Here is a 12,412-nt window from a genome sequence, read left to right on the forward strand (position 1 = left end):
AGGCCGCTGCGCTCGCCGATTCAAAAGGACATTCTTTTCGAGAACGGGTCTATTTGTGCGGGTGACCGCTGTGATCCCGGATGATGGAGTTCTGCGTGAAGCCGTCCCAAGAGGTGGAGTGCGGGAAGATGAAGCGGGCGAAGTGACCGGTTTCGTAGAGGAACCCGGTGGACCAGGAGCCAGAAAAACAGGTGGCCTCGAGGATGGCAGTGCGGCCGTGGAAGGTCTTGGTGGCCATGAGGGTACGGACGGGCTGGAAGCGCATCTCCTCCTCGTATTCCGGGAATTCGTCCTGATAGTCGAAGACGATGATGTTCCAGCCGGGAAGCTGGACCTGCGCCTCGCGAGCGCCGGAGGCGGAACGGATGGCATCTGGGTGACGGTGGATGAAGTGGTGCTCCTTGGTCCGCAGAACGTCCAGGGGCTCGAGACGCGAGGTCTCCACGACGACGGTCTCCTGAGGTTTCTTCAGCAGGTGATATCCATAGCTGGCACGGATGTGATACATGTCGTTATCCCGCTCCCAGGCGATCTTGCGGTAAAACTCGCCCACTCGGTCCGGGAAGGTCAACCCGGTGCGGGTATGGGGATTGAGGTCCGCCGAGAACCGCCGAGTGTGATCCAGAGGGACGTCAAGGCAGCTCGAGAGAAGGAATGCAGCGGAAAGGGCGAACCCAAGGTGTTTCATGGCTGGGAGAAGGAGGATGCGGATAGCTGGAAGCTGGCGGTCTTGGATGGACGAGGCGGCGGGAGTGTTCAACCTGGGATACGGGTGATCGAGTGCGATTGATCTTAACAGTCCTAAAGCTTTGGCCCCAAAATACTTCGCCGAGGCGCCCTGATTCGCATCTCCTCGCCCCGATCTTTTCTCAAGATAGCTATCGTTGTACCATGCAAGATGCCAATCTGTAGTCACGGCACCGCCATCGCCAAAATGACAAATCTCCTGTGACGGGATTGATACGCAGTAGGCCTCAACGCAAAAATCAGTCTAACAAGCTAGCCTTTACACGTATCGATTTCTCCACTTCCTGTTCGGATGCACTTGGAGGACGAACACCAACCTGAGCAGCCCACCAACCTGAATTTTTGATCTTTTGCTCTTCAAGCGCTTTAGCACCAAGAAGAGCATGGTCTTCCACCGTTCCTTCGTAACCGGTTCCATAAAGAGCGATGCCTCTCATCTGAATGATGCAAAGCCCCTGACCTAGAATATATCTTGGTTCAGCTTGCTCCAGGATCACCTTTGACAAAGTGCGCTGCTTCCGAGCGGCTACGGTCACGGCTTCCGCACCAAAATCTTGGAGCGCGATTTTTGCCGACTGGACTACTTTGGGCTTGGGATGCCCACTGCTGGTCCATACACCTGCCAGTTCAAATCCTTTGTCAGTGTCACGCACCACTGAGAGGTTCTTTTCAATGCCGCCGCACGAGGTCATCACGAAGCACAGGATGATTGCGAAGACAGGCAGCACGACGGCGGTATTTGAAACTCTTTGCATAGGGAGATATTGTTTAGCCTGTTCAATCCTGGTGAGGCTCCAGCGCTTTGAACGACATTTGCATGGGTTAGCAAATGTATTTCATAGAGCAATCTCAATGACCAACTTTGCCATTCAACGCCTTCTTATCTTTGGGACGTCAGCCTCCATGCGGAGTTGTTATCAAGAGCATCTGGTCGCGTCCAGAGATCTCAACAGACATGGTTGAGGTCATTCCCTCTCAAGGGCTCAAATCCTTGATTTTACAGAAGAGAGCGGGTGATGGGAATCGAACCCACGTTTCAATTCCGCCCTCCAATGATCCCCACAACTTGTTAAAAATGAGGGTTTTCAAACATAGCGAAACATTGACAAATGTTGCCAGATGTTACCTCAAGTGTTACTAGTCTAGTATGGCTTCAGTTGCGAGACAAAAAGGCTCCGATTTCTATTATGCGTTCTACCGCGTTCCAGTGGGAATTGGGGAGAACGGCGAAACAAGGTGGAAACTGTTGAAAAAGTCCACGCGAAAACTGAAATACGACGACGCAATGGTTGAGGCGAAAGCCCTGGAGACAAACGCCAGAGCCAAAGCTGGCGCAGGTGACATTAAAGCTAAGCAATACCTGCGCATCCTCGAAGATGCTCATGGGAATGCTCTGAAAGGCACACTAAATCAGGCGACAGCGACCGCATACCTAAGCCGGATTATGGAGATAGCCATCGGCTTACCTCTTGTGAGCTATACTATTGAAAGCTGGTTTAGAGAGTGGCTTGGCTACAAATCCAGCATCAATAGAAGCGCTGGAACGATCGTCAGATACACAGGAGTGGTTGAGAGCTTTCTCAATACGTTAAGCCAGGAGAGAAGAGCTTCCCCGCTGGGAACCTTGGGTATGAATGAATTGGTCGCCTTTCAAAAAGCAAACAAAGAGGCAGGCAAATCCTCCACTACAGTAAACCTCGCGATCAAGACTCTTTCTATGGCATTAAACAGAGCTCTCGAGCTTGGTCTCATAAAAACGAACCCGGCAAAGGGATTTGATAAGGTCACAAGTTCAAAAATGAAAAAAGATGTGTTCGAGCCAGGACAAGTTGCAAAGCTTCGCGACACAGCATCTGGGGACTGGAAAGGAGTGATTCTTTTCGGATACTACACAGGTATGCGTCTGGGCGACATCACCGGACTCTCGTGGAGCAACGTGGACATCCAATGTGAATGGCTAACTTTCGTCGATCGAAAGACGTCCAAACAACTCCAGATTCCTTTGCATCCCATGGTGACCCGATATTTGAAGGAACAAGTGAGACCGAGCGACAACAGTGCTGTATTTCCTAGCGTTCATGGAAAGGCCACCAGTGGAAGGAGTGGACTGAGCACCAGCTTTGCCACAATAATGCGCAACGCGGGTATCTCAGGAAAGCAGATAAAGGCCGGAGGAGTTGAGGGGCGCTCTCGGAACACTTTAACATTTCACAGCCTCCGACACAGTTTCACTTCTGCGCTTGCTAATGCCGGAGTGCCAGCTGAGACCCGACAGAAGATCACTGGCCATCTAGACAACAAGACACATCAGATCTATACACATCATGATAAGCAGACACTAAAAAACGCCGTTGATTTAATTCCAACAATTTGAACAGAGTGGATGGAGCTTTTTTCCAATAGCGGGCAGCCACGGAACCCAGTTGTAACAATCTTCGCCCCGTTAGCGTCTCAAGGTGTAATGCCGGCTTCTTCGCAGTCGGTTTTATAGAGGTCCATCTGCCGTCTGAGTAGAGTATGTTCGCAATTCAATAGTTTGAGTCCTAAATAGTGCCTCCTATCAAGTGCTTCCAATAACGCCCATCGCGGCGGCAAGGTCAGGGCGTGAGCAGAAGGACCTGCCGGCTGATAGCCTTCTGCGATTCCCCAAAGATGGGTCAACTCTGGTTCGAACATCTCCCACCTCGTTTTAACATCACTGAGCACGGCATCCAATGGTCGAGCGAAGTCCACCTCAACCAAAAATCTGGAATGATCATGGTGGAACATCCACCGACTTTCAGGTACATAACCCCTGGGAGGACAAAAATAGTATAAAATTACCTTTTGGGTCGTGTCCAAACCACCCCAGGGACAGCAAAAGGCCTCCCACTCTGGATACACTGTCAGGCTTCGGATGCGTGCCCTGAACTCGTAAAAGAAAGCGTTCCGTTCCCACTGCCGCAGAAACAGATTCAGATCTTGTTTTCCCTCGGGACTATTTAGACAACGCCACCACCACAGCCCACTGCCTTCAAGATCGTCCTCCTTGGGCTGACTAGGCAGTGACCTGAATCCTTTTCCGCCCTTCAAATTGAAGGCATCTTTTGGAATCAGGCCACTCGCCATTGCAACCTGGTCCCTTTCTTGACTTTTTACACGGCTTTCGACCGGTCTTCCCATAACAGGAAGTGACACGTTCCCGCTTCGTAACTGGCTGGCAATAGCCGCTGGGTGCATCTTGAAGACGTCTATATCTTTGACTTCGAGATTGACGTGTTCCGACAGAAACTTCGGCCTGTCACACATTGGGACATGGTTCTGTTCCCAATGGTCCCATTCGCTCGCAAAAAGCCACGCAGTTGCATCTCCAAAGTTCGAAAAGAACATGTAGGGTCCATTATAAAGAAAGGAAGACAGTCGCGCCTGAATCTCTGCAGCTAGGGCCGTATTGATCCAATCTTTGGCAGAATGAAAATGTAGGAGTGGTTTTAAAGTCCGTTCTACCAGCCTGCACATCACCTCGACCCAAGGACAGTCTAACGGAAGCAAACAGGCTTCTGGACTCTCTGTTACCTCTATGACGGGCCAGAGATCCCATCGCCCTCGGTTGCGGAGGACCCTTACCCCTGGTGCCGGGATAGGAGATGCCCTTTGGAGGAAAAAAGTGCCGGAGCGGGAAACCCGTTTTGTTCCAGGATAATGCAAAACTGTGCCCCGGACCGTCAACGTCTCCTTTTTTGGTGTAGTTGGACGTGGTATGGAACACCAACCGGATGCACTAGCACCATCATCCAGTTTCGAACAGTGCGTGGCCAGTTCGTCATACGCGAGCATTCCGTCCAGGTAACGTGCAATGATTCTTAGGTTAGCCTCACTCATGCTTCTCCATGAATTATTCGGAGAATTACTGTCAAGGCCATTTATCGAAATGTGAAACAGCTTCGCAACTTGAGAGTGTTTCACATGGTACGGAGGACAATGGCATGAGGGCGCAGGCGGAACCATCATCCCTACATGGCACCTCTAAACACATCCTGCCTCACTCCCCCAGCAACCTCACGCCCCGAATGGTTACAATTTCCCAAGTCCCCGGCCCGGTGTCCAATTACCTCGCTTTCAAGATCAAAACTTTATGAGTTGTGTACGCCCTGTCGGGCAAATGGCTTCAAGCCGCCGGTTGCGAGCAGATCCTTGAAAGCGTCCAAGCACGCAAAGAGGGGTGTTCGTCTGTACAATATACCCTCCCTTTTGTCTTGGATTGAAAATCAGACCGAGGACAGCATCCATGAGCACGCCTAACAACAATAACCCAAAGAGGGGCTTGCGTCCCCTGGTGGTCTCCATCCAAAACGCTGCCCAACTACTTGATGTTAGCGAGAAAACAGTGAGGCGGCTCATCGAAAAGGGCGTTCTGAAGCCAACTCGTGTCTTGCGGATTTTAAGGATTCCCGTGATTCAAATCCAGGCACTGATCAATGGGGACAACCCCACCAGGTAAGTGGTCCAGAGAGGACAGAACTGGTCAGTCCCGTCCCCGGCTCCCATGGCCTCATCAGCTTCCGTTAACTACACACGCCAAGCCTCCTTTGACTTGGCGACAGAAACGAAAAATCATTACCATGACCAATACACTAGACCAAATGACAACCACGGTTGTCACGAGCCCTGAAAGTGAGCCTACAACGATCAGTGTCTCCGCGCTCAAACACGATGCGACTGTGCAGAATCAGCACCCGATCGAGACTGAGCAGTCACGCGAGGCCACTACTCTGCCTACTGTAGCGCCCACCGAAACCCTGCCTACTACAGTTGGCCCAGGTGGCCTCTCTGCTCTGAACGCTGAAGAGAAGGCGAGACTCGCAGAGCAAGAAAACATCATTGAGAAAGCAATGGACGGCTTTCGAGAAATGGGTGCAGCACTTGCTGCGATCTGCCGTGGCGGGCTCTTTCGCGCCACTCACCATACTTTTGCGGAATATGTCACCGCAAGATTCGGGTTTAGTCGGCAACGAGCGTACCAGCTGATGGCAGCAAGCGAATATCACTCAACGCTTGCGTCGCAAAACAGCAACATCCTCAAGCTGACGTCAGAACGAGCAACACGAGAACTGATGAAAGTCCCGAATGATCGTGTCGCCGAAGTCCTTGAAGAGGTGATCGAAGGAGGAGAGCCAACCGCGGAACGGATTATTGAAGCTAGGGAAAAAATTGTGCCTAAGGTCCAGAAAAAGAACTCGAAGGCAAAGAAGAAAGTCATCGCGGTCAAGTCAGCCATCAAAGCGGCTGAAACATGGTCGACCTTCCTCACTGACTGCACTTTGACGGAACTTCCCAAGGACCAGCGGAAGGATCTCGTCACCGCTACCAAGAACGCAGTATCCGTCCTGAAGAAACTGGCCCCCGCAGCCTAATCCTAAACTGAGCGTCTGGGCATGGGTGAACTGTGCCCAGACGTCTAACAACTCATTGTACCATGCAATCTCCTTCAAGTCCCCTAGCTTCGGTGGCAGCTAACACGCGTGACGTGTTACGACGCTACGGCAGGCCCTTCATTCTTAACAAAGGCAAATATTGCTTAAACGTCCCCTGCGTCGCACACCTGTTTGGCCGCAAAGCCAAACTGTATTGGGAGCCGCTAGAAAGTCAGTTCTACCATGTCGCAAACACATCGTTCATTCTTGAAACGGCAACCATCGAGGCCGTGATCACGCTGCTGCGTGATTTCGTGGCAGCGCTCGCAGCCCGAGAAAAAGTATCGCTGGCTTCGCTGAACTTAACCGACTCGGCGATCCGAGCAATCCTGAGCGTGGTGAAATCAGCAAGCACGTTTCCATCCTATCCGCACCAAAATCTATTTCCTGTGGCGAACGGTGTTATTCGCTTCGGCGTGAGGAAGGTCCGTTTGCTGAAATCACGAGTCGAGCACGGGTTTACCCATCAGTGCCCAGTGAAATATAATTCGGAAGCTAAATGCCCCAAATTTCAGAAGTTCCTGGAGGAGGTGCTACCTAACTCTGATGATCGACGAGTGCTCAAGCTCTATCTCGGCGGTGCCTTCACGGGATTGAATCCGACTCGTCGCATCCTGTTGATTCGAGGCTTGGGAGGAAGCGGCAAAACTACTTTGATGCGACTTCAAGAGAGTCTGCTTGGTCGCAGGTTTACGGGTGACTTGAGGATCGACTCCCTTAGTAGTCGATTTGAAAAATCGTTCTTTATGTCGGCACGGCAGCTATCTGCCAAGGATGTACCGGCAGATTCCCTCCAGCGTCGGTCGGCCAAAGCTCTGAAACATCTGAGTGGGGGAGACGTCACGCAGGCTGAGCAGAAGTTTAAGGGCAAGGTCGACATTCACGGTAGCTTCTTCATTGTGATCACCTCTAACGGTGAACTGCGCGTCAGCTGCGAGAATGATGAAGGTGCATGGCTCGATCGCCTGCTAATTTTAGACTTTCAGAAAGCACAACTTTGCAAGCGCAGTGCCAACTACGCTGATCAACTACTTGCAACAGAGAGCGAGGGTATCCTCAACTTTTTCATTGAAGGTGGACAGGAGTTTCTGCGGGAAGTCGCAAAACACGGAACTATCCGGACGAATCCTGACCAAGTTCGCCGCGCCTTTAATCTCATCGTCCTTGCGTCGAAGAGTCTCGATATCTTCGTTGCTTTGCACGTGGCTAAAGCTCCAAGCGAGGCTCTCTCGAACGACATGATCATCCGCAAGTATGTTGAGTTCTGCCGGTGCAATGACGTCACCCCGGCATCGTCTCATGTTGTCTATGCACGACTGCCAGACCTCATGCTTCACATTCACGACTCCACCCAGAGCACGCGAATGAATGAAGGGGGCGGGAGCAACAAGGCCTACGCTGACGTTACATTCATCGATGTCTAGCAGCGGAAACTAACAAGCAAAGCCACCTCCTTCACCCCGAGGAGTGAGGTGGCTAATACGCCTGGGCCACTAATTGATGATCCCCAGGCCCCTCTAAATAAAATCGTTCCCACGCTCATGTCCAGACCACACTCTTTCTCTCGGTCGTTCGCACGCGGCCACTCCGTCAATGGAGCCATCATTCTCAAGCACCTTGGATACAAAGTAGGAAGGAGCAAAAATTGGAGAAACGAGAAGCAATGGTGCTATAATTCAACCCAGGAACTGGCAAAAAAAATGCCATACCTTAGCCCTTCCGCCATCGATGCAAATATCAGAAAGTTGAAGGCGAAAGAGGTCCTGGAAATTGGATGCTACAATAAGTGGAAGCAGGACAGGACACGATGGTTTCATGTCCCCGCACATATTAGAAACGAAGTCGATAAGGACTTGGTCAGCTTTGATCCCAATGATGCTCGCACACACGGAGTGCCCGCAGCTGTGCTTCTATTCAATCTCCGCTATTGGATCAAGAAAGAACTCAAGAAGGCAACCGATACCAATGTAGCTCACGAGATGTCTCCATCGGAACTGAATAGGCATCTCCCATTTTCAGTTTCCACCATCAAGAGTGCGTTGAAGACATTGGAAAAGGCTGGAGCCATCATCAGGACCTCCAAAAACATGTCCGAATATTCTCTGCCGCCGGGTGAAATGCAGCAGTTGAGACGTGAAGCTAAGCTCAAAACCTAACCAGTCAGAATCAGGATGGAATCAGTTGGAATCTGGATGCCCCTAACAAATGCAGGATGAGTTCGGTCAGGATCAGGACGCAATCAGTCAGAATCAGGATGACATTACCCCTTGTAAACCTTTGTGAAACCATTGGAAGATCCATTGAAAGCACATTTAAAAGAAGTCCGCGAAGCGGAGTCTCTTCAAAATAACATTCATCATGCCAGTGTTGATCAGTCACAAGAGCTCATCCTGTGTGATGCAAAACCCATGCCTGGCTCCGCCGTTGATGCAGAGTGCAATCTCATAGATGCAGACCCTCCTCCAGACGAAATTATTGATAATTCACTCACTGAGGTCATCATGGCATTACGGTTAGAGCATGATCATCTCGTCACTCTCGACGACATCAAAGATGAAGTCTTCAATGTTGATGAGCTAACTATTTCCGAGACTGCTTACACATGGGATCAGGTCATGACGGCTAATGATGAATTCGGTCCGGCCTTTGATTTGATCAGCACACCTCATGAACCTCGTGCTGCCAACATTGCCTGTGCTCTCAGAGATTTCATCAAGACGGCAAATCCTGAATTAATTGAGCACTTGGTTAAATGCCGTGATCCGGATGAATTACTTCGCCTCCTTGCAGATGACTATTTGAACTACTTATCTGAGCATTGGAGCCGTCGATTTCGATCTGATCATTTCGATGAGGAGTTCACCAAGGAGCGTGCATTTTTTGCCGCACTTGAATTGCTCGTCTTAGGGTTCCAGCAAACCGATCCTTCAGAAGGCAAATGTGGGTTCGCTCCTTGGCATATCAGTTTGGTTCATGGTGCCATTGTGGATCATTCAAAACTGGCCGATAAGGCGCGAGAGGACTTGTTGGTGGCTCGGGTGCACACTATTTATTGGGACCGTCGTGATCAGTCTGCCAGTCCAACTCGCCATCAACAGGATGACGCCAGATTGTCCCCAGTTCAGAGGTGTAGAGTCCTGAAGAACGCCTTGATCGAACGAGTGAAGACAGGAGCTCTAATCACTCGCAAATATCGCAACTCAAAGGGGGAAATTCAATGCGTGGGAGTTAATTTCCGTCCTCTCCTTGTTTTTAGAGAGGGTGATCTGACGGCAGCAGAGAAGACGTTCAAAGATTATCCCGGCACAAGCGTGAATGACTTGCTGATCATCATTGATAACTGCGTGCGAGTCAAAGTTGATATGATGACCGGAAATGGGTACGACAAAGACCCATCTTGGCATGCTGAGAAAGGTGCCGTCTTATCTTTTCTCTTCAAACATTTGGACACGATCACGCAACAGTTAAAAGATCGATATGCCTATGACTACACCAAGCTTTTGAAGGCTTGACGTTTCCAGCACTTTAGAATCGTTGACACCCCTTTCCGCTGTCACCATCCTCAACCTTCTCCAGAACACCTCAAAACTCATCTGAGAGCAAAGCAGACGGCATCCAGGGAACTTGGAATGAGGTCCACCAATCATCCATCCGATCCAGCTGCAGAATCCTCATGGCAAAGCAGACAAAGCTGTACATCGGCCGGCAATTTTGATATCATAGAATAACCGTTGATAATTCATGATTATTCACTCGCTGCCAACACAGTGAGCGCGGGATGAGTGGCTCTCTTTTGAGGCCATTCGATTCGTGACGGCTAGCGTAAAAGTAGAATAGCTAAATTGAAACTGAACAAGGCAATATCATACGAGGCACCAGAAGGATGTCTCAGAGGCACAATAGTAGGCGCAGCACTGAACGAGGACTTCAAGAATGGGAAGACGAGAGAAAACCTCCGCATCACCATCGCCGTAGATCCCCTCCCCCACGATCCAATCCATGACTTTCGTGTTCGGGCTGACTACTGGGGAAATCAGAACAATGGCCTCCTTGAAGATCTCTTTCGGATTCTAGGGTCTGAAGTAGTGAACCTGACGGATGAGGAGGGAAATATCCTCTCATCGAAACTCTCGATGCTGGAAGGAAAGCGAGTGAAGTTTAATGTCACTCATGAACAAAGGCCTGGGTTTGCTATTCCGTTCAGGAAGGTCACCAACTTGAGACCACTTGAATCAGAGAGCCTATCCTTGCTTGCGAGACTTTAAATGGGATCGACCAATGGTTCTCCAGTGCTCATGAAATGTGGGCACTGGAGAGGCCTTGAACGTGGATTTCTGAAGGTGCATTTTGCCGACAGCTTTTTCGTGATGCGACTTGAATCAAAGTTGCCCAGGAGAAGCTAAGTTTTTCACCTACCCGTCAATGTACAAATCGATAGGCTTCAACTTTCTTTAAAAGCGGCATTTCTGGATCCATGCCTCATCAGGATTCAAAGCGACTTTTCCGGCTCCACACGAAATCGTCGTCTAGCTGAGTTTTAATAAAAAGGGGAGAAGTCAATCAGATGCCTTCTCCCCTGCTTGAACTTAGTCTGTCGCTTTCTTCGATTTTGCCCAACGCTTCCGCTGCGCCTGGGCAATTTTTTCTTTAGCTTCAGGTGACATAACTCGCTTCACCTTCTTTTTGGCAGGGATGCTTTTGACTGCATCACCACTACTTGCAGAAGCCTTTGTACCAGGCTTGCGACCACGTTTAGCTCCTGCGGATTGTCCTAACAGACTGGAAAGTTCAGCCTGTAACTTTTCGATCTGTTCATGAATTTCAACAGCACGTTTGAGCTGTTCCAACGATAACACGGTGTTCTTTGCCATAGGCCTTAATTAACCGGCATCATTCGCGGGGCGTCAAGATCTACTGAAGGTAGGTGGCTGAACTCAATATCCTGCGAGCTGCTGCGTCTGAGATCTCCTACTACTCATCGGCCAGCGCTTCACGGGCTACTTTGATACGCATTGCCTCCACAAGCTCGATCTGTCGAAGCGCAGCTGTTTCCAATTCTGGAAGGTTTAGACCAACATCCACAACGTGCAGGGATCGCCATAAACGAAGCTTTCCTTCAATCCCTAATGCCAGCACTTCCAAAGCTTCAAGGCGTCCCAGTGCAGCATTTCCGGCTTTCAATTTTCCAAGCAGTAATTTCTCGACAGACCACGCTCCCGCATTCTTCAATCCGCTCTCATCTCCGCCTAGCCGTTCGTTCAGTTGTTTGAGGGTCGACTGATCATTCCGGATTTGATCTCTCAACGTCGTAAGCTGCTCGATGTCGCCGGAAGCAGACGAAATGAGTGAGTCGAGCAACTCCAAGGCAGCGACCGAACCCGCAAGATGGTCGGTGAGGTAAGTGATGAGATTTTTATGGTTCACGGTTTTGAAAAAATGTTTCTGGCGGATCAGCGGTAGAGGAGCCAGATGGCCCCACGCTTGGCCAATACGTAGGAGGCCCCGACGTCATGCCCCTAATAGCCACGTGTGTAAGGTTTAGCGCGACTCACACGCTCCTGGCGTAGCGGTCTCGACGCTTGGCTTGGCGCTAGAGGTCGGAACACGTGTGGCTTCTTGGACTAAATCCAGCCCTAATGCGTTTAGCTTCGCAGTAAGGTCACGAATCACGATGCGAAGGGTCAGGCATTGATTGATAGTTTCTTGCAAATCAGATTGCGGCCGCGGCTTCTCTGTCCTTGCAAGCATAGCAGTCAAGAGCTGCGAATGTGCTGCCTTGAGCAGCGCGATTTTCTCATCTAAATCGGCAACAACGAAAATGATCTCACTCTCCGTTGGCCCGTTAAAACTTCCGGCGCGGAGCAGACCATGAAATTGGTCCGCTATTGTTTCAGCGCTGGTAAGCCTCGCCTCATTCAAGACGATTTCTTTTTGAATGTGAAGTGACATGGTCGGACGGATAAACACTGGTTGGATTGACGCTTTTCTCGATGCTCCTTCAGATCCGATGTGGTTTGCCGCGTAGGCATGGCGCAAGTTATCCACGGCCATCTGAAATCTACTTCGAAGGGTCTGACATGGTTGACGAAACTTCTGAGACTATGCGGGTATGTTGCGGCGAATAGTTCAAGCCTCACTCACATGGCCCAGCTATTGGGTGGCATCTGAGACATGGCTCGTGTGGGGCGTGAGGCCGCACTGGACCTCACGCC

Annotated in this window: 13 protein-coding genes; 7 read left to right on the plus strand and 6 right to left on the minus strand. The window is 50.4% G+C overall.

All coding sequences use genetic code 11. The annotated features are described in order from the left end of the window. Window positions 1–49: 49 nt before the first annotated feature. Entirely contained in the window at window positions 50–688 is a 639-nt protein-coding gene (locus BGE01nite_RS11725; protein ID WP_146850649.1) for a hypothetical protein, read from the minus strand. A gap of 298 nt (window positions 689–986) precedes the next feature. Next, window positions 987–1,475: a hypothetical protein gene (locus tag BGE01nite_RS11730; protein ID WP_146850650.1), complete on the minus strand. Its 489-nt coding sequence runs from the start codon at window positions 1,473–1,475 to the stop codon at window positions 987–989. Window positions 1,476–1,894: 419 nt separating this feature from the next. On the opposite strand from BGE01nite_RS11730, the gene BGE01nite_RS11735 reads away from it, so the two are divergent. Continuing rightward, complete coding sequence (locus BGE01nite_RS11735) at window positions 1,895–3,121, plus strand: tyrosine-type recombinase/integrase (protein ID WP_146850651.1); 1,227 nt, start codon at window positions 1,895–1,897, stop codon at window positions 3,119–3,121. A gap of 77 nt (window positions 3,122–3,198) precedes the next feature. On the opposite strand, the gene BGE01nite_RS11740 is transcribed toward BGE01nite_RS11735, so the two are convergent. Then, on the minus strand, window positions 3,199–4,116 hold the full coding sequence (locus tag BGE01nite_RS11740) for a hypothetical protein (RefSeq protein WP_146850652.1): 918 nt from the start codon (window positions 4,114–4,116) through the stop codon (window positions 3,199–3,201). A gap of 898 nt (window positions 4,117–5,014) precedes the next feature. Between BGE01nite_RS11740 and BGE01nite_RS29890 the strand changes: the two genes are divergently transcribed. The 6 genes from BGE01nite_RS29890 to BGE01nite_RS11775 all read left to right on the plus strand — a co-directional run bounded on the left by BGE01nite_RS29890 (window position 5,015) and on the right by BGE01nite_RS11775 (window position 10,465). Next, a complete protein-coding gene (locus BGE01nite_RS29890; RefSeq protein ID WP_146850654.1) occupies window positions 5,015–5,227 on the plus strand; it encodes a helix-turn-helix domain-containing protein in 213 nt (70 codons plus the stop codon). A 121-nt stretch (window positions 5,228–5,348) separates the two neighbouring features. Beyond that, window positions 5,349–6,140 carry a hypothetical protein gene (locus tag BGE01nite_RS11755; RefSeq protein WP_146850655.1) on the plus strand — a complete coding sequence of 264 codons (792 nt, stop codon included), beginning with the start codon at window positions 5,349–5,351 and terminating at the stop codon, window positions 6,138–6,140. Between the two features lie 113 nt (window positions 6,141–6,253). Beyond that, on the plus strand, window positions 6,254–7,624 hold the full coding sequence (locus BGE01nite_RS11760) for a DUF5906 domain-containing protein (protein ID WP_170266738.1): 1,371 nt from the start codon (window positions 6,254–6,256) through the stop codon (window positions 7,622–7,624). Between the two features lie 117 nt (window positions 7,625–7,741). Next, window positions 7,742–8,356 (plus strand): helix-turn-helix domain-containing protein, encoded by a 615-nt coding sequence (locus BGE01nite_RS11765; protein ID WP_146850657.1) that lies wholly within the window; start codon window positions 7,742–7,744, stop codon window positions 8,354–8,356. A gap of 123 nt (window positions 8,357–8,479) precedes the next feature. Next, window positions 8,480–9,712 (plus strand): hypothetical protein, encoded by a 1,233-nt coding sequence (locus BGE01nite_RS11770; RefSeq protein WP_146850658.1) that lies wholly within the window; start codon window positions 8,480–8,482, stop codon window positions 9,710–9,712. A gap of 330 nt (window positions 9,713–10,042) precedes the next feature. Continuing rightward, window positions 10,043–10,465, plus strand: coding sequence for a hypothetical protein (locus BGE01nite_RS11775; RefSeq protein ID WP_146850659.1), 423 nt, complete (start codon window positions 10,043–10,045; stop codon window positions 10,463–10,465). Window positions 10,466–10,786: 321 nt separating this feature from the next. Here the strand turns inward: BGE01nite_RS11775 and BGE01nite_RS11780 are convergent, their stop codons facing one another. From BGE01nite_RS11780 to BGE01nite_RS11790, 3 genes are all read right to left on the minus strand, one after another. Next, window positions 10,787–11,071 carry a hypothetical protein gene (locus BGE01nite_RS11780; RefSeq protein ID WP_146850660.1) on the minus strand — a complete coding sequence of 95 codons (285 nt, stop codon included), beginning with the start codon at window positions 11,069–11,071 and terminating at the stop codon, window positions 10,787–10,789. A 100-nt stretch (window positions 11,072–11,171) separates the two neighbouring features. Next, window positions 11,172–11,624, minus strand: a complete 453-nt coding sequence (locus BGE01nite_RS11785; protein ID WP_146850661.1) for a hypothetical protein — start codon at window positions 11,622–11,624, stop codon at window positions 11,172–11,174. 114 nt (window positions 11,625–11,738) lie between these two features. Continuing rightward, window positions 11,739–12,251 carry a hypothetical protein gene (locus BGE01nite_RS11790; protein ID WP_146850662.1) on the minus strand — a complete coding sequence of 171 codons (513 nt, stop codon included), beginning with the start codon at window positions 12,249–12,251 and terminating at the stop codon, window positions 11,739–11,741. Window positions 12,252–12,412: the final 161 nt, after the last annotated feature.

This window comes from Prosthecobacter gellanilyticus (assembly GCF_007992435.1).
In the GTDB taxonomy this organism is placed as follows: Bacteria; Verrucomicrobiota; Verrucomicrobiia; order Verrucomicrobiales; family Verrucomicrobiaceae; genus Prosthecobacter; species Prosthecobacter gellanilyticus.